The sequence below is a fragment of the Spirosoma arboris genome (assembly GCF_009754945.1).
Lineage (GTDB): Bacteria > Bacteroidota > Bacteroidia > Cytophagales > Spirosomataceae > Spirosoma > Spirosoma arboris.
In genome coordinates this window covers 1-17,157 of record NZ_WPIN01000021.1, presented here as the reverse complement: position 1 = coordinate 17,157, position 17,157 = coordinate 1, and the positions used below count along the sequence as shown (strand labels likewise).

Here is a 17,157-nt window from a genome sequence, read left to right as displayed (position 1 = left end):
ATAAATTAACCCTTTCCGGAGGTTCAACGCTTTCGGGAAAGATTGCTAAAGCTATTGCGTAACTTCAGAGGTATATTCATAGGTGCCTAAGCCTAGTACCTCACTCGTTTGTTTCCGGAGTTCCTTCCCGAGTTCTGGATTGTTGGCCAAAACCTGACCGTAACTCGGAATCATTTTCTTTAATTTAGTTTGCCACGCTTCGGTTGCGAGTTTTTCCGGGTAGCAACGCTTTAATAAATCGAGCATGATCGAAACGGCAGTTGAGGCACCGGGCGAGGCACCCAAAAGAGCCGCAATACTGCCGTCGGCAGCACTAACTACTTCGGTACCAAATTCAAGTACGCCCCCTTCATGTTCGTCTTTTTTGATAACCTGCACCCGTTGGCCGGCAATCTCCAGCTCCCAATCCTCTAGTTTCGCATCAGGATAATATTCCCGTAAGGCATTCAGTCGATCTTCCGGCGATTGCATAACCTGCTGGATGAGGTATCTAGTTAGCGGAACATTGTGCAGACCCGCCATGAGCATGGGCGCCATATTGCTCAACTGAATAGACTTTGGCAGATCCATATAGGAGCCGCTTTTCAGGAATTTGGTCGAAAAGCCAGCGTAGGGTCCAAACAGCAATTCGCGCTTGCCATCAATCATACGGGTGTCCAAATGCGGCACCGACATGGGCGGGGCACCCACCGACGCTTTGCCATACACTTTTGCCTGATGCCGTTCTACTACTTCCCGGTTCACGCATTTGAGCCATTGACCACTCACGGGAAAGCCACCAAATCCCCGGCTTTCGGGAATATCGGATTTTTCAAGTAAGCGCAGCGAACCGCCACCGGCACCAATAAACAGGAAGTCGGTTTGAATTTCGCGCTCCTGATTCGTCGTTACGTTCTCAACTTTTAGTTTCCAGCCACCGAGCGATTTAGATCGCCAAAGGTCGCGAACTTCATGGGCGAAGTATAACCGAACTCCCGGCATATCGGACAATCGCCGAAACATAGCACGGGTTAAGGCCCCAAAGTTCACATCGGTACCAATGTCCATGCGAGTAGCGGCCACAGGCTGATCTGGGTCGCGATCTTCCATGACGAGAGGCATCCAACCGGCCAGTTGTGCTGGATCTTCGGAATACTGCATGCCGTGGAAGAGGTAGTTCTGTTGGAGAGCATCGAAACGTTTGCGGAGGTATTCTACGTTGTCGTCACCCCAAACAAAGCTCATGTGCGGAATGGACCGGATGAAATTAGGGGCATCGTGCAGAAAACCCTGCTGAATCAGGTACGACCAGAACTGCTTTGACTGCTCAAACGATTCTGCAATTTTAATCGCTTTCGATGGGTCGATGGAGCCGTCTTCTTTTTCGGGTGTGTAGTTCAGTTCGCAGAAGGCCGAGTGACCCGTTCCCGCGTTGTTCCAGGCGTCGGAACTCTCAGCGGCTGCGCTATCTAAACGCTCATAGATTTCAATGGTTAAGTCGGGTTGCAGTTCTTTCAGCAACACGCCCAACGTAGCGCTCATAATACCGGCTCCAATCAAAACAACATCGGGGCCTTTTTCGGTAGATTTTTTTCGTTTCGCCATGATATAAATAGGCAGGTATGTATTCGTATATATCTACAAAATTGATAGATAGGTTGTTCCGCAAGCTTCAATAAAATAGGATATTTACCAGTTGAATGAACTCCTAGGGGCGTAATTGTTGAACTATTTTCTGACCGGATTTGCCGGATGAACAGAATCATTATTTATAGAAAAATCCTGTTCATCCGGCAAATCCGGTCAGAAAAACGATTTATTCTGCCTGGAAAATTTTCTCCAGGCATTTCATCGTAATCAGATACGTAGGTTTCACACCCAGAGTACCGAGGCTTCCTGATGCCAATGTAGCACCCGTAAGTAGCGGATTATCAGACGCATAATAAGCATAACGTACTTTGATGTTAGTCGGAACGCTGCCCCTGATTTTCGACTGAGCCTGAATGGCTTTCTGATAATGAGCCCCTTCCATTTCCAGGCCAATGGCTTTCCAGGAGGAATTTCGGAAATAACTCAATACATCTTTGTTTTGCAGGGAGGTGCCCAATACTGTAATCATAGCTCCTTCGTACACGTCGATGCCATGCCCCTCAAAATCCTCTTTGCTGAAATCATTATCCAGCGGATAATTGTCGGCTGTACCTTCAAATATGTGTGAGGTAGGAATCATCAGATCGCCTTTTTCACCAGTCAGGATACCCGCTTTTCCGACCACTGATATCGACGCTACGTTCAAGGGAGCCGATTTTTCATTGTGTTCGTAGGGTTTCAACAGCTCGTCCATTGTTTCAAATGCCTGCTCACCGAACGCGTAATCCATCACTAGAAGTAGCGGTTGAGCAGCTCGAATATGTTCTGGATCGTGGGCAATTTCTGTTGATAATTGTGTCGCGTCCAGATGAGCTGTATCAATTAATTGGACCATCAAACTAGTACCGGCTATATCTTCCAGTACGTGCATACCATGTTCTTTGGCGTACTCAATGACTCGCTTTCGAAGTTCTCGCTGAGCGGGCTGACTTAATTTTAACGCCAGGTCGTACAGATTATCCCAGGTCGTTGTGTCTGCCAACGCACCGGATGCATACAGACAATTCATAACGCTGTGCGGATTGGCACTGATGATATGGATTGGGCGTTCCTGTAAATTATGCTCCCAAATGTATTGCTTCAGACGGGTGGCCCAACGTTCGCCATACAAGTGTTGACCGACGCGCTCCCGAAGCATGGGGGTGAAGTTAATTTCGCGACCCAGTTTCGGTTCGCCAACCTCACGCATTGATACGCTGCCTAATCCATACACGATCTGAAACAAGCCATTGTTTGTCCCCGCTGTTTCCTCAAATCGACTATATGCCTGCTGAGTTTCTTCAAAAGTTCGGCCCAAAATAGAACTCAGATAGGTAAGCGCTAATTCACGCTCATCGTCGTTTACCGTGCCTCCCGACTGAATGATGGCTTCCAATTTCTCCCATTCACGAATTCGACCACCTTTTTCCTGGAAAGCGTTGCGCCGAATTTTATCGGCTTCCATAAACATAAATGTTAGGTGGGTCAGAATATCGTAGATTTCGCTACGGCCATTGGTTACTTCGATTACCATTTGTTCGCTGTCGATACGGTAACAGTTTCGACGACGTTTAGCGGGTACCAGCACCGGAAAATGAGAATGTTCAAACCCTTCCCGCGAAGCCAGCGAAATAACCCGACACGCTTCTATGCCTTTCGGAAGTCGATCCATAACATAGACAAGACCATCTAATTCAACGCGTTGCGGATCGCCGACCAACCCATAAATTTCGGGTTGAAGGGTAAGTAGAGCCCGTCGGATCTCTTCACCAGATACGCCTGATGGTTTATAAAATCCCCGATTGAACAAATGGCGCATAGTAATATATAGTCGCTCAATGGCCACGCGCGATTCCTGTGCGCGGGTGAGGGGAGGAGAAGGAACGAGGTTCATGAAGTAGGTAATGAATTTGATGCAAAGCTACAGCTAAAAGACTTTTCGACAGGATTTACAGGATAAAACAGGATGTAAGACTAGAAGAAAAATCCTGTTTTATCCTGTAAATCCTGTCAAAAAATAAGCAGTGTTGGGTACTTTTGGCGGATGAAGAACCAGATTCGGAGCGCAGGATGGATTGCCTTATGTTGGCTTATGCTCTGTCAGGCTATTCAGGCACAGCCAATGCCCGCTCCGCCGGTCATCCCCGACCAATCGGGCATTAATCAGGGTCGATTTATTGGTGTTTTAGTAGGTACAGCGGCTTTTTATACCATTACATTGCTAATGCTGCGAAAGCAATGGTATAAGAAAAAAGTCCCTTTTCATAGCTTTAACGATAATGGAGAGTGGCTCCAGATGGACAAAGTTGGCCATGCGGCCACGGCTTATTGCATGAGCCGGGGGGGCTACGAATTGATGCGCTGGAGTGGAGTTGATGAACGAGCCAGTATCCTGACGGGCGGTTTGCTTGCGCTGTTATTTCAAACCACCCTTGAAGTCTACGATGGCCACGCTGAAGGTTGGGGTTTTTCGAAAGGGGATATGTTGGCCAATGTTGCCGGAACGGCTCTGTTTATGGGGCAGCAGTTCGGGCCGGGTCAGCAGGTGGTGAGTATGAAATACGGTTTTCGGAAAACGATTTTCCCGCCTTATCGCCCGAATTTATTGGGTAAAACGACAGGGCAGCAAATGCTCAAAGATTACAATGGGCAGCAGTATTGGTTCTCGGTCAATCTAGCGTCGGTGTTGCCGGTTGGCCCGGATTTTCCACGCTGGCTTAATCTGGATTTAGGCTATAGCGGGAGCGGTATGACGGGTGGACACGAAAATCCTGTGACGTTTGATAAAGATGGGAACGAAGTGAAATTCACCCGCTACCGCCAATTCTTTATCTCACCCGACGCTGATCTATCGCGTATTGGTACATTCTCTCCATCGCTTCAACGATTCATTGGTACGGCACAGTTTTTTAAAATTCCGGCCCCATCGCTGGAATTCAACCGTGTAAAGGGACTACGATTTCACCCGCTTATACTACCCAAAGAGTAAAGGTTATTAAACGCAGAAATACGGAGAGCACAGAGATTATTAACTCCACACTCTCCGTATCTCTGCGTTTAGCCTTTTTACTAGTCACTTCATTTCACCTGGCGTTACTGTAATTGCTTTCTGTCGATTTTGACGAAGAATCGTAACGGGAATTTTCTGGCCAATGGTATCATCCGTTAGCAGCAGATGGAGGTCATCAACACTTGTCACGGGGTGCCCATTGAAACTGACAATAATATCGCCCTGCATCAGTTCACCATTACCGGCTATACCATCAGGCTCCACACTAGCAACCATTACGCCTGTTTTTGCCGTAAGTTGGTTGTATTGTTTGATGCGCTCAGTAAGGTTAATAAGCTGACCACCAATGCCGAGATAGCCTCGTCGTACGCGACCGTGCATAATGAGCTTGCCAGCTACTAAAGCCGTCAGGTTCGACGATACCGCAAAGCAAATCCCCTGCGCAGGTAGAATGACAGCTGTGTTTACCCCAATAACATCACCGCTTGAGTTGACCAAAGGGCCACCCGAATTGCCTGGATTTAACGACGCATCCGTCTGGATTACATCGTCGATCAATCGCCCTGATTCAGACCGTAACGTTCTACCGAGAGCACTCACAACACCCGCCGTCAGCGAATATTGAAACCCATATGGGTTGCCGATAGCAATAGCAATTTGCCCTACCTGCACCTGCTTTGAGTCGGTAAAACGAATGGCTTTTAGGCCATCAGCATAGATTTTAATAACGGCTATATCGGTAGAAGGGTCACGACCAATGAGGGTAGCCTCATAATCGCGGGAATCCGGTAGGGAAACCGTAATTTTCGTAGCCCCAGCCACAACATGGTTATTGGTAATGATATAGCCATCGGTAGAGATAATAAAACCAGAGCCTGTACCACCGTCTGCATCGCCCCCACCGGGTGCCCGTCGTTGCGGAGGGCCTGGATTCCGACTTTCCTGATTCGCTGTTGTTCGCCCGCTAACCTTTATCTGAACAACAGACTGGCTGACTTTTTTAGCTACGCTTACAACGGTAGTCGAATAAGCATCCAGTAAGGCTGCATCCTGCTCAGATGCCCCACCTGGCTGCGAAGCCGTGTCGGAGAATGTCACAAATTGCGTATCCATAAGATAAGTTATTACGTAAAGTTGAAGTAGCTATCACGATTTGTTCCAGAGAAATTTTAAGCTGATAACCCCGTTGTCTATCAGCCATTTTGTCATTTTATGCAGGATAACTGTTTTTTAGGAGTAGTTTGATTACTTTATTTGTGTTGTTTTCGGTTAAAATGGCAGCACTACATGACCTTTGAAGCGTACTTAAGTCAAAAGAAAATCGACGCGGAACTGTTCCAGAAAAGTGAGTCAGCCCGGTTTAGTGAATGGAAGCGTGAATTCAGTTACATGCATCCGGAAAGCTTTACCGCTCAAAAGAAATTTCTTTTGAATGATATCCGAAGGAAGTACCTTGTCCATTAAAAATGTATTAAGCGGTCGGTCTGAAGGTCAGACTGCCTTTGTATTCTAATCCTCAACTTTTCTTCATGAGCCTTACATTAGGAGAACTACGTGGCATTACCGACGCCGTTCTGAATGCCCTGAAGGCACAAGGCATTAGTGATGGTGACTCACTGCTCGAAGCAACCAAAACACCAAAAGATCGCAAAGAACTATCTGTTGCGAGTGGTGTTGATGGAACCATCATTTTGGAGCTGGCCAACCGGGCTGATCTAGCCCGTATCAAAGGCATTGGACGGGTCTACAGCGACCTTATGGAAGAAGCTGGTGTTGATACCGTAAAAGAACTGGCTCAACGATCAGCTGAAAACCTGCACGCTAAACTGATTCAAATTAACAGTGTTCGGCAGTTTACACAACGACCACCCTCAGTTGAGCAAATTGGGGATTTTGTGGAGCAGGCCAAAAGTCTGCCCAGAATGCTGGAATATTAAGAAAGGGGGTGTAAGCTTACGCCCCCTTTCTTATTTATATGGCTTTTACGCCAGGCTCCCGCAGGTAGTTTTCCAGGCGGCTCTCTAACTCAGGTTGGCTCAGGTTCGTAAATAACTCGCCATTAAGGGCCAGCGATAGACGCCCACTCTCTTCTGAAACCGCAATGACGGCTGCGTCTGTAGCTTCACTCATGCCCAGAGCCGCTCGGTGGCGGAAACCCAGCGAGGGCGGCAATTCATCATCTTCAGATACAGGCAGAATACAGCGAGCGGCTCGTATTCGCCCATCGCTAATAATAACAGCACCATCATGCAACGGACTATACTGGCTGAAAATAGCGAGGAGAAGAGGTTTTGATATTTCGGCATCAATAACTTCGCCCGATTGCGCAAATTTTTCCAGATCGTCGTTCTTCTGTAGTACAAGCAATCCGCCCGAAAATTCGCCACTTAGCGCTTTGCAGGTATCCAGAATGGGCTTTAGCGGTGTTTGTGTTTCTACCGTTTCATTATCACGGAGCAGCCAGCGCCTAAACAGACGGCTGTTCGTTAGGTTGGTCGATTTGCCGATAAGCAGCAGAAAGCGTCGAATTTCGTGTTGAAAGATAATGATTAAGGCCAGGGCGCCTACACTGATGAAATACTCCAGAATGGTCGTCATCAGATTCAGTCCGAGCGCCTTCACCAGCAAATAAGCCAGGTATACGAGCAGATATCCTATAAATACCCGACTGGCAACACTCCCCCGAACGAGGTTGTAAATTTGGTAAATTAACAGAGCGACCAGCCCAATGTCGAGCAGGTCGAGCCAACCAATGTCTAAAAATCCCAGGCGAAATGCCAGCATGAATACGAGAAGAAAGTTTCGGGGCTAAAGATAAACAGAACTTACTGGTTTATGGATTATTGGGAGTTAGTTATCACAAGATCTAGCCAGGGCTTGCGCAAGCACAATCAAAGCCCAGAACCACCAGGAAGACCAGTTTTTATTTTTTGATTTAGTCTTCGTATGGTAGTTCTCTTTGTATATCTGGTAGTTGTTCTGTATGGTTGTTTTAAGCCCTGAATCACAATTGATTCGAACGAGCTGATGCGTAATTTCATAGACAAAGTGCCGTTGATTGTGTTGAACGACAACGGTATAGTTTACTGCCGCAACGCAGTAGTCATTGATGATGCGCCAAAACGATTCTTCGGGCAGGCTATTTAATAAATCAGCCCAATTACCGTACACAATAAAGCCAAAGATTTCCCGATCCTGTTTGTGATCAGGTCTTTTCTGGGCTTCGTCAATGAGCGCTGTTATATCTTTTATCTGCTTGTAAATAATCTCCTGAACGCCATATTGCCATTGAACAGGTAACGACATGGCTACTGACAAGGGCTCTTTAATCATTGAAAACTGTCGATGCTTCAGTAGGAATGAACAATAGGTTTCTAGTGCTTCTGCCAGAATTTCATCAAAAAAAGGATTTTGCTGGCCGCTCCAACGTAGTTTACTAATCGATTGAGCTGGGAAAGCTGCCGTCGTCGGGTGTTCAAGCCATGCGAGTAAAGATTTATCCTGAAAAATAACAGCATGATCATTCAGGTACTGTACTTCTTTTAGCTGATCAATAGCTTTTAGCGCTTCATCTTTCGTGTACTGCTTATCACCTACCGAAATGGTAATGGCAGCGGTTAAATTGAACTCCGCCAGTAATTTTTTCCGTATTTGAATCAGACCAGCCGGGTTTAGCTGATCAGGCTGAATCTGCAGGCTATCTAATAAATGTAAAGGCGATTGATAAGACATAGTCGAAAGCAGCAGTTAACCCAGTCCAGTACCTCTAATTTTAGTTTCAATAGCTTCACTGTTTTTAGTCAAACCGAACAAATTGAGCAACACACCCCGCAATTCGTCATTATTCTGCCGATCGAGCGCTTTTTCACCCCGTTTGATTTCGGCCTGTGCCCGTTGGTAGTCAGTATACTCTTCGGGTGTTTGATTGGCGTATATATGGAAGAAATGGGCTAGAAGTGTTGGCGTATACAACACCGCATTATTGTATATCCGGCGACATTTGGCATGATGACTTTCTACGCGAAAGTAATTATTGCCCCGCATGACTTCTGGTTCATCAGCTTTTAACTGCTGAAAGTCATGGCGTAGTTTGGGTGAGAAATCCTGTAACGTATCGGTCCAATACTGGAGCGAGTCCATCAGGTTATAATATCGTTCTTTTGTTCGCAGGACCCGATTATTGACTGGCCCATTGGCGTAAAGCTGACGTGCCAGTTTGCGTTTGGCTTCGTCGAGTTGGTATTTCTCGTCGGTAAGCGCTGCCGGTTGTAGTGCCTTTGCCTGTTCCTGAAGCGTTCGTGCCCGATCTGTCAATTCCTGCATTCGGGCAGCGGCTTCATAATCTTCGTTTTGCAGGGCCTTCTCTAAATCCAGTTCGAGTTGCGTTCGTAATTCGGTTAATTCGTCGCGTAGTTTGGTCAGGCTAACGTAGCGTTTGGTAGGACTGAAAACCTCACCAAATTGCTGATCGGTCATGCCAAGGTGCATACTGACCTTGACATCCCGAGATTCACTCATCTCAATTTTAAGCTCCACATCCGATCCTTTTATCAAATCGGTGGGCAGATCGACAGCGCGAACCTCAATAACGCCAATATTCTTATTGGTACTCGGATGCTGAGTCGCATCACCTTCCAGTAGATTGATAATCAGGCTTTCGTCGGAACCTTTACGAATCGTACGACTAATTTCCCGATAGATGGTTTTCGTCAGCGGCAGCACACTATTCCGGCTGAATACTAATTCGCAACGAGTGGCATTATTGTGTACATCATCAATCTCAAGACAAATATCCTCAGGCAATGGCTGACCGTAGAGACTGAATAAACCGTGCGTAATCGAAACCGGTTCGACCTCTACAGGCACAGGATTGTTGTACGCATCGAAGAGGCTGATCGTAAACGTGTTAATCCGATTGGGGAGTAAGCCTACAAACTCACCGAAACGAGTAGTAAGTGGCCGTAGCGCAGTATCAAAACCACCGTCAAGGCGCGTAATTCGGTAAAAGAGTCCATCCCGAAAGTTGATCACATTCGCTGAAATGTATTCTTCCAGATCTTTGGTTGTTTTGCTGTAACCCGTTTGAATCTGCAATGAAGTGGCCAGATCAGATGTCTGATCGGTAGGCGTTGTCACTTGCCGACTGGGTGTATTTCCAGCAAAGTAGGCTGCACCAACAGCTACCGCCGTAGTCGGGTCGGCTTCGGTATTGACGTGCAAACCCGTTTGTTCGGCCAGCGTTGTTCGTACATAAGGAATATAGGTACTGCCGCCAATCAATATGATTTCCGTAATGTCATCGGCGCTCAGGTTATTGCGCACCATGATCGTTTCCAGCATTTTAATCGTTGCGTCGATCCGGTCGCAAATGATGGCGTTAAAGGCTTCTCGCCCAACCGTGATTAACACGTCGATTTCGTCGCCATCTTCTCCTTCAATCGTCAATTCGATTTCGGTTGTCAGGCGGGCGCTCAGTTCTTTCTTTGCTTCTTCGGCTTTGAGCAGGAGAATGTAGTATAATTTTTCGTAGCGGGCATTCCGGGTCAGCAGTTGACTGGCTAGATCGGTTAGTCCAGTTTGCCGGATTAGTTCCGGTATCAGAACGTCTATCACCAGACTATGATCGAAGTCGAGTCCACCAAGATAATTGTCGCCCTGATGATCTAGAACGCGCATTTCATTATCCTCTATGCCAATCAACGCTACGTCGAATGTGCCGCCACCAAGGTCATAAACCAGCCATTTACCAGCCTCTTTTTCGGTCGTATATTTATTGAAGTAAGCCAACGAAGCCGCGATGGGCTCCTGTAGTAAAACTACCTCCTGGAAACCCGCATCCAGCCCAGCCTGCTTGGTCGCATTGCTTTGAACAGTATCGAAACTGGCGGGTATGGTAACGACTATAGATTGGGGTATATCGCCCGTATGAATAAAGTTTTTTAGTTCTTTCAGTACAAGTGCTGACAGGTCAATCGGACTAATATCTTCGTTACGCGATTGAATGTGGTAAGTTTCGCTGGTGCCCATTTTGCGTTTAAAGCTCGAAAACACGTTCAGTGGATCTTTCAACAGCCACTCGCGCGCTTTATCGCCGACAAACACCCGCTCTTTACGAAAAGCGACACAACTGGGCAGTGTCTCTTTTAAACCGATTGGATTCTTAAAAACCTCTACCTGTGTACCTGTAAAACGGGCAATGAGCGAATTCGTCGTCCCTAAATCTATTCCGAAATTGATCGTCTGCATAAAGGGTTGATTTATAAGCTCTCTACAATAACAATTCCTGTCTGAATAATTTGACCATTATAGGTAACGATGGGTTTAATAACCTGCGTAATGACCAGATTATCTGTCAAATCGCCGGTTACACTGGCTTCGACATCCGTACGAGTTTCGGAGTAGGGTTCTCCATCGGGACTGTGGTAGCTTATACCAAGCTCCAGGAGCGCTTGGCGAATCCGTTGCAGCGGGCGACTGTAAGTGTTACCAGACAGTTTATCTTTTTCTGCCTTTTTTTCGAGGATATGTACTTGATTCGCAATATCAACCAGAGGGCGCATTTGGAATAAATTCTGTGGATTCTAAGACTTGATTGAACCTCCCAATTTACATCAATAGAATCTTAGAATCCACAGAATTTAAAGTCCCCTGATAAGTCAAATATCAGTCGTCTGTCCTTCGATAGCCAGGTAGGTTTCGGGAAAAACGGCCCGCGCTTCGTCTAAAAATGGCTCAAACTGTTTATAGCGCGACGAGAAATGACCAATTAATAAACGTCCAACACCTGCTTTGGCGGCAATAGTAGCTGCCTGTTCGGCGGTAGAATGGTAAACTTCGGCAGCTCTTATCGCATTATCCTGCAAAAACGTTGCTTCATGATAGAGTAAATCGACACCCTGTAGTTGTGGAATTAATTCTTCTACATAGCGAGTATCAGAACAAAAGGCGTAGGAGCGGGGAGCAGGGCCGGGTTCAGTATAATCGGCTGCAGCATAGAGTAGCTGGCCGTCGGCATCCAGAATATCCTGCCCGTCTTTTAGTTGTTTCAGATACGCTATCGGAACATCGTCGGGAAGCTTCTCACGTAACAAATGGGGCTTAGTCGGTTTTTCCCGAAACAGGTACCCCGTACAGTCGATGCGATGCTGAAGCGGAATCGACCGTACACTCATGAGTGGATGATCGAGTAAAAATGCCGGTTGGTCAGGCTCAACGACCTGAAAATGCAGTTTATACCCTAAACGAGAATCCGACACGCGAAAAATAGTCGTCAATACCTCATCCAGCCCACGCGGTCCAAACAGGTACAAATCTTCGGTACGCCCGGCCATATTTAGTGATGATAGGAGAGGTGCGAGCCCAAAGTAATGATCACCGTGTAGATGGCTAATAAATATATAGCGTAACCGTCCCGGTCGAATTCGTTGCTCAATTAGCCGAAACTGAGTGCCTTCGCCACAGTCGATAAGCACATAATCGTTCCCAATAGTTAGCAACTGGGCGGTTTGGTGAAGCCGAAGGGTAGGTGTAGCAGAGCCTGCCCCCAGAATGGTGAGGGCAAATGGTAAATGAGTTGGACGATGATGTTCCGATTCGGGATGGGTCATTGTGGCCACGTTAGGCTTCGACGCTCCCTCCGACGTCGTACTCATCGTCTTCTTCGCTTCGAAAATCATTTTCCAATTCATTCATAAAAACAGCATCTACAGCTTCTTCAACAGTTGGCATAATCGTTAGGTCGGTGAGATTAGCCTTGTCTAGAAACTCGATTAGATCATCGTTTTTGGTAACGGTAACGAGTAGCCCTTCCTCATTCGTGCATTGTCGACTGACTTTCCGAAGGGCCATAACGCCCATCTGATCAACTGACTGAACGGGGGCCATATCCACAATGATATTACTGTAGCCTTCGCGGAATAATCCACGACTGAGGGTTTCGAACTTGGCGGGTACCTCGTCGCCAAACGTATTTTCGGCTAATCGGATAAGAGCGTACTGTTCGTTTTTCTCGATTGTGTAATTCATGTATAATTAATTTTCGAAGAGCGACTGAGAGAATAGAGCCAAAAATCATTCAGTCTATCAGTTGCTCATTCACTTATTCTACATTAGTTAAAGCCTGTAAAATATTGTTTTCGATGCGTACGAGCGGATCGGCAGCATTATCTGGTTGAAAAGACTGACCCGTAACTGTCTCGAATAGTTCAATATAGCGTTTGGAAATTTGATTCACCCATTCATCAGACATCACAGGTACTGACTGGCCGGTTTTCCCCTGAAAACCGTTGGCGATAAGCCATTCTCTAACGAATTCTTTCGATAATTGTTTTTGCGATTCCCCGGCTTGCTGCTTCTGCTCGTAGGTATCCGCGTAGAAATACCGAGAGGAATCGGGTGTATGAACCTCATCGATCAGATACACCTTGCCGTTTAAATTGCCGAATTCATATTTCGTATCGACCAGAATCAGGCCTTGGCTGGCTGCCATTTCAGTACCACGAGCAAAAAGAGCCAGTGCATACTGCTCTAATTGAACGTAATCACTTTCCTGAACAATACCTCGTTCCAGAATTTCGTCGCGACTAATGTCTTCATCATGGCCCTCGTGGGCTTTGGTCGACGGAGTAACAATGGGCGTAGGTAGCCGGTCATTTTCGTGCAATCCATCGGGTAAGGCAACACCACAGAGTATTCGATGCCCATCGCGGTATTCTCGCCAGGCGTGACCAGCCAAATACCCCCGAACAACCATTTCGACAGCATAGGGCTCGCACTTCAGGCCGATGCTTACATTAGGGTCGGGGGCAGCCAGGAGCCAGTTTGGTACTATGTCCGATGTGGCCCGAAGAAAGTATTCGGCTGTTTGATTCAGTACCTGTCCTTTAAACGGAATCGGGCGGGGCAGTACCACGTCGAAGGCCGAAATACGGTCTGATGCGATCATGACAAGTTTATCGGGAAACGCGTACACATCCCGAACTTTACCGCGATAAAAGCCCGTCTGGCCGGGAAATTGAAAATTAGTTTCTTGAATGGCGTTCATTTATTCTATTTCAAGTTCAAAACTTCAGGTTTACTGTTCAATAACTCAGTGCAAGAAATGGCAACGTTGAATAGTAAACCTGAAGCTATTAGAGTTTTTCAATAACAATTGCCGAAGCACCCCCGCCCCCGTTGCAAATACCGACCGCTCCATAGCGCCCGCCGTTTTGTTGCAATACGTTGGTGAGTGTTGTCACAATTCGGGCGCCTGATGCACCTAGCGGATGACCAATTGATACGGCCCCTCCGAACGCGTTTAGTTTTTCCTGCGGCACATTCAATACTTTACTGAATACAAGCGGAACAACGGAAAAAGCTTCGTTTACTTCAAAAAAATCGATGTCTTCAGCTGTTAAGCCAGCTCGTTCGAGAGCAAGGGGAACCGCTTTGGTTGGGGCTGTCGTAAACCACTGAGGTTCCTGTTCGGCGTCGGCGTAGGCCAGAATCCGGGCAATCGGTTTCAGTCCCAGTTCGTCGGCTTTTCGTCGGCTCATGACTACCAGCGCAGAAGCGCCATCACTGATGGGCGATGAACTGGCAGGAGTGACTGTTCCATCGGGTGTAAAAGCCGCTTTTAGGGTTGGGACTTTGTCGTAAATAACGTTCTTATACTCTTCATCTTCGCTCACCGTCACGCTACCTTTCCGACCAGCTACTTCGATGGGGATGATTTCGGCCCTGAACCGGCCGCTTTGTGTACTGGCTTCGGCCCGGCGGTATGACTGAACTGTATAAGCATCCTGCTCCTCGCGGCTAATGGCATACGTTTGAGCAGTCTGATCCGCAAAAACGCCCATAGCACACTGGTCGTAGGCATCAACAAGTCCATCACGTGCGAGGCCATCGACGAGTTCGGCATTGCCGTATTTATAGCCAAAACGAGCTTTTGGGACATAATAAGGCGTATTCGACATACTTTCCATTCCCCCAGCCACAATGATATCGGCCTGCCCGAGCTGAATTGTCTGAGCCGCCAGCATAATAGCTTTTGTGCCTGATGCGCACACTTTGTTGATGGTCGTGCAGGGAATGTTGGCGGGTAGGCCTGCTTTAAGAGCAGCCTGCTTGGCGGGAGCCTGCCCAACGTTTGCAGACACGACATTGCCCATATACACTTCCTGCACCTGATCGGGTTGTACTCCTGCACGACTTAGCGCCCCCCGAATGGCAGCTGCACCCAGATCGACAGCTGATAGAGTTGATAAGACGCCCCCAAAACCACCAATGGGTGTCCGAACTGCAGAAATAATAACGACTTCATTCATGTTCATCTTTTTGTTGTTTCAGGTTCGACGTTTCAAGTTCCAATACGTTAGCAGACCCTTGAACCTGAAACTTTAGTAATGCTTACCATCGATTTTCGCCCTCTTTAGGCTTCGTTTCTGCATGTCGGGCTGAACGCGTCAGCGCATACGGAAGGTCATTGCTTCGCATAGCATCCAGGAGCTGCAACGCCTGTTCTTCACTTAGGTTCATGCGTTGAAAACGGCGCAACAGCTCATCCTGCCGGTCTGACTGTTCGACCTGCTGGCCACCCATAGGACGAGGCTTATTGACCAGCTTCGGTTTTTGAGTTGATGATTGGTGATGTGCATTTTTAGCAGGCACTTTTCCTGAGTAATGCGTTTTAATTAATTCAAAATTATAACGTGCTGATTCATTATCGGCATTTTCAAGTAGCGCCTGCTGAAATAAAGTCAAAGCAACTACACTGTCTCCTTCCAGACAGGCCATTACCCCTAATTGCGTAGCAGCTGCTGTCCGTAAATCAGATCGATCAGATCGAAGCAGCGTTTCGTATTGTGGTTTAGCTTTCGCGTATTGCTTTAATTTAAAATAGGTATGGCCGAGATTCAGGCGGACTGCCGGATCAATCGTTGTCGTTGTTTTGCTTAGGTAGACATATAGAGCCAGAGCACGATTATACTGCCCAGCCTGATAAGCTATCTGGGCTTCCTGTCGAGCTTGATTGTTCTGAGTAATCTGGTTTAGCGGAAGCAGTTCATTCAACCAAAGCCAGGCAGCAATGACTAAGTAAATCATAAAGACATAACGTACGGCTGCCCAAAAATAAGACGAAACCTTGAGACCAACTCACAGCCGAAACGTTCGGATCGTCAGAATTAAGTCGATTACTATTAATCCTAATGCAGCCAGTAGGAAATAATAGTATTTATTGGTGGAGACTGTTATATGATGCTGGTTAATTATTCCCCCTTTCAGCGATCGTAAAATATCTGCTAACTCATTCACATATCGATTATTAGCATCCGCTTCAATATATTGGCCACGGCCGTCGCGGGCTAGATCCTGTAAGAATGGGCGATTCAGTCGACTACGAACAATCTGGTGATCCTCATCTCGAACAAAATCGTGTCCTTTTCGAATTGACGATCCCGCTTCCGTTCCGACACCAACTGTGATGAGTGGAATTCCCTGGGCTCGTAAGCGAGTTAATGTCGTCCGTTCACAGGGGGCGAAATTTTCACCATCGCTAAACAATACAATTGACCGAACACTCTGGTGAGTCGAGGAGTCTGTAATTAGTTTTTGATAGGCCAGTTCGATTGCACTACACAGGTCTGTTCCTCCTGTCGGCGTAATATTCGAATGCACTTCTCGCAGGAATTGATTAAGGGCATCTTGATCGGCAGTGAGAGGGGATAAAATAAATGATTCTGAAGACGCCAATATAAGCCCAAATCGACCGGAAGGGAGCGTATCGCAAAGTTGTTGAATGTCATATTTGACCCGTTCAAGTCGGGTTGGCACGACATCGTTCGCATCCATCGACCGCGAGATGTCGACAATCAGAAACGTGTCATGGCCCGTTGTTGAGAGATCTCCTTCAACTTCGCCGAAGGAGGGGCCAAGTAATGCGATAATCAATAAAGTCAAATAACTACCACGAAGAAAAAACTTAGGCACCACTCCCCAGGCCGACGTATTTAGTTGACGAGCCAATCGAAATGTGCGCCAAATATAGAGTGCATAAAGGCCGACGAACAGGGTAATTAAAAAAAAATCGGTGCGGGAAAAAGGATATAGCCAGTTCATTTAGCGCAAGTATCAGGCTGATGCTGACCCAGTTTAGTCACTGGGTAACCACATTAGGCAGAGCAAAATTAGCGATTAAGAAAAGATTTTGTGAGATTTTACTTGACTAAAGCATTTAATTGCCTTACCTTTGTGTCCCAATCATTTAAGAAGGAAGTGATTGGCTTCGGAGAGATGCCTGAGTGGCCGAAAGGAACAGTTTGCTAAACTGTCGTACTGGTAACGGTACCGAGGGTTCGAATCCCTCTCTCTCCGCTGAGTACAAGAGTAAACCTTCGGGGTGTAGCGTAGCCCGGTATCGCGCCTGCTTTGGGAGCAGGAGGTCGTAGGTTCGAATCCTGCCACCCCGACACTGAAAATCAGCCACTTAGCTTAATGCTAGGTGGCTTTTTTCGTTTCAGGTACAACGTTAGGTACAACATTTATTCTTTTACTAAATT

General features: G+C 46.9%; 15 protein-coding genes and 2 tRNA genes. 4 read left to right on the top strand and 13 right to left on the bottom strand.

Going from position 1 to position 17,157, the window contains the following annotated elements:
* Positions 1–51 precede the first annotated feature (51 nt).
* Both GO755_RS34385 and GO755_RS34380 read right to left on the bottom strand, forming a co-directional pair.
* A complete protein-coding gene (locus GO755_RS34385) occupies positions 52–1,587 on the bottom strand; it encodes a malate:quinone oxidoreductase (protein WP_317166019.1) in 1,536 nt (511 codons plus the stop codon).
* 208 nt (positions 1,588–1,795) lie between these two features.
* On the bottom strand, positions 1,796–3,502 hold the full coding sequence (locus GO755_RS34380; RefSeq protein WP_157589974.1) for a DUF6909 family protein: 1,707 nt from the start codon (positions 3,500–3,502) through the stop codon (positions 1,796–1,798).
* 150 nt (positions 3,503–3,652) lie between these two features.
* On the opposite strand from GO755_RS34380, the gene GO755_RS34375 reads away from it, so the two are divergent.
* Entirely contained in the window at positions 3,653–4,597 is a 945-nt protein-coding gene (locus tag GO755_RS34375) for a DUF2279 domain-containing protein (protein WP_227687197.1), read from the top strand.
* Between the two features lie 84 nt (positions 4,598–4,681).
* Here the strand turns inward: GO755_RS34375 and GO755_RS34370 are convergent, their stop codons facing one another.
* Complete coding sequence (locus tag GO755_RS34370; RefSeq protein WP_157589973.1) at positions 4,682–5,731, bottom strand: S1C family serine protease; 1,050 nt, start codon at positions 5,729–5,731, stop codon at positions 4,682–4,684.
* 416 nt (positions 5,732–6,147) lie between these two features.
* Between GO755_RS34370 and GO755_RS34365 the strand changes: the two genes are divergently transcribed.
* Complete coding sequence (locus GO755_RS34365; RefSeq protein ID WP_157589972.1) at positions 6,148–6,555, top strand: DUF4332 domain-containing protein; 408 nt, start codon at positions 6,148–6,150, stop codon at positions 6,553–6,555.
* A 34-nt stretch (positions 6,556–6,589) separates the two neighbouring features.
* Here GO755_RS34365 and cdaA read toward each other — a convergent pair whose 3' ends face one another.
* From cdaA to GO755_RS34315, 10 genes are all read right to left on the bottom strand, one after another.
* Entirely contained in the window at positions 6,590–7,402 is an 813-nt protein-coding gene (cdaA, locus tag GO755_RS34360) for a diadenylate cyclase CdaA (RefSeq protein WP_157589971.1), read from the bottom strand.
* A gap of 66 nt (positions 7,403–7,468) precedes the next feature.
* Complete coding sequence (locus GO755_RS34355; RefSeq protein WP_157589970.1) at positions 7,469–8,350, bottom strand: hypothetical protein; 882 nt, start codon at positions 8,348–8,350, stop codon at positions 7,469–7,471.
* Between the two features lie 15 nt (positions 8,351–8,365).
* Positions 8,366–10,864: an Hsp70 family protein gene (locus GO755_RS34350; protein ID WP_157589969.1), complete on the bottom strand. Its 2,499-nt coding sequence runs from the start codon at positions 10,862–10,864 to the stop codon at positions 8,366–8,368.
* Between the two features lie 11 nt (positions 10,865–10,875).
* Entirely contained in the window at positions 10,876–11,178 is a 303-nt protein-coding gene (locus GO755_RS34345; protein WP_157589968.1) for a hypothetical protein, read from the bottom strand.
* A gap of 96 nt (positions 11,179–11,274) precedes the next feature.
* On the bottom strand, positions 11,275–12,225 hold the full coding sequence (locus GO755_RS34340; RefSeq protein WP_157590089.1) for a ribonuclease Z: 951 nt from the start codon (positions 12,223–12,225) through the stop codon (positions 11,275–11,277).
* A gap of 10 nt (positions 12,226–12,235) precedes the next feature.
* Positions 12,236–12,643, bottom strand: a complete 408-nt coding sequence (locus GO755_RS34335; protein ID WP_157589967.1) for an STAS domain-containing protein — start codon at positions 12,641–12,643, stop codon at positions 12,236–12,238.
* A gap of 73 nt (positions 12,644–12,716) precedes the next feature.
* On the bottom strand, positions 12,717–13,661 hold the full coding sequence (locus GO755_RS34330) for a phosphoribosylaminoimidazolesuccinocarboxamide synthase (protein ID WP_157589966.1): 945 nt from the start codon (positions 13,659–13,661) through the stop codon (positions 12,717–12,719).
* An 88-nt stretch (positions 13,662–13,749) separates the two neighbouring features.
* Entirely contained in the window at positions 13,750–14,925 is a 1,176-nt protein-coding gene (locus tag GO755_RS34325; RefSeq protein WP_157589965.1) for an acetyl-CoA C-acyltransferase, read from the bottom strand.
* A gap of 82 nt (positions 14,926–15,007) precedes the next feature.
* On the bottom strand, positions 15,008–15,703 hold the full coding sequence (locus GO755_RS34320; protein ID WP_157589964.1) for a tetratricopeptide repeat protein: 696 nt from the start codon (positions 15,701–15,703) through the stop codon (positions 15,008–15,010).
* Between the two features lie 51 nt (positions 15,704–15,754).
* The gene (locus GO755_RS34315; RefSeq protein WP_157589963.1) at positions 15,755–16,717 is read right to left on the bottom strand and encodes a vWA domain-containing protein; all 963 of its coding nucleotides are present in this window, start codon (positions 16,715–16,717) and stop codon (positions 15,755–15,757) included.
* Positions 16,718–16,885: 168 nt separating this feature from the next.
* Between GO755_RS34315 and GO755_RS34310 the strand changes: the two genes are divergently transcribed.
* Positions 16,886–16,972: transfer RNA gene (locus tag GO755_RS34310), tRNA-Ser, on the top strand.
* Positions 16,973–16,993: 21 nt separating this feature from the next.
* Positions 16,994–17,067 (top strand) — tRNA-Pro (locus GO755_RS34305).
* The last annotated feature ends 90 nt before the right edge of the window (positions 17,068–17,157 follow it).

What these genes read in the sequence shown, in the direction of transcription:
- GO755_RS34345 (WP_157589968.1), bottom strand. Translation starts at nt 11,178, where the DNA reads ATGCGCCCTCTGGTTGATATTGCGAATCAAGTACATATCCTCGAAAAA.
- GO755_RS34325 (WP_157589965.1), bottom strand. Translation starts at nt 14,925, where the DNA reads ATGAATGAAGTCGTTATTATTTCTGCAGTTCGGACACCCATTGGTGGT.
- GO755_RS34335 (WP_157589967.1), bottom strand. Translation starts at nt 12,643, where the DNA reads ATGAATTACACAATCGAGAAAAACGAACAGTACGCTCTTATCCGATTA.
- GO755_RS34340 (WP_157590089.1), bottom strand. Translation starts at nt 12,225, where the DNA reads ATGACCCATCCCGAATCGGAACATCATCGTCCAACTCATTTACCATTT.
- GO755_RS34365 (WP_157589972.1), top strand. Translation starts at nt 6,148, where the DNA reads ATGAGCCTTACATTAGGAGAACTACGTGGCATTACCGACGCCGTTCTG.
- GO755_RS34355 (WP_157589970.1), bottom strand. Translation starts at nt 8,350, where the DNA reads ATGTCTTATCAATCGCCTTTACATTTATTAGATAGCCTGCAGATTCAG.
- GO755_RS34380 (WP_157589974.1), bottom strand. Translation starts at nt 3,502, where the DNA reads ATGAACCTCGTTCCTTCTCCTCCCCTCACCCGCGCACAGGAATCGCGC.
- GO755_RS34370 (WP_157589973.1), bottom strand. Translation starts at nt 5,731, where the DNA reads ATGGATACGCAATTTGTGACATTCTCCGACACGGCTTCGCAGCCAGGT.
- GO755_RS34375 (WP_227687197.1), top strand. Translation starts at nt 3,653, where the DNA reads ATGAAGAACCAGATTCGGAGCGCAGGATGGATTGCCTTATGTTGGCTT.
- GO755_RS34320 (WP_157589964.1), bottom strand. Translation starts at nt 15,703, where the DNA reads ATGATTTACTTAGTCATTGCTGCCTGGCTTTGGTTGAATGAACTGCTT.
- GO755_RS34315 (WP_157589963.1), bottom strand. Translation starts at nt 16,717, where the DNA reads ATGAACTGGCTATATCCTTTTTCCCGCACCGATTTTTTTTTAATTACC.
- GO755_RS34330 (WP_157589966.1), bottom strand. Translation starts at nt 13,661, where the DNA reads ATGAACGCCATTCAAGAAACTAATTTTCAATTTCCCGGCCAGACGGGC.
- cdaA (WP_157589971.1), bottom strand. Translation starts at nt 7,402, where the DNA reads ATGCTGGCATTTCGCCTGGGATTTTTAGACATTGGTTGGCTCGACCTG.
- GO755_RS34350 (WP_157589969.1), bottom strand. Translation starts at nt 10,864, where the DNA reads ATGCAGACGATCAATTTCGGAATAGATTTAGGGACGACGAATTCGCTC.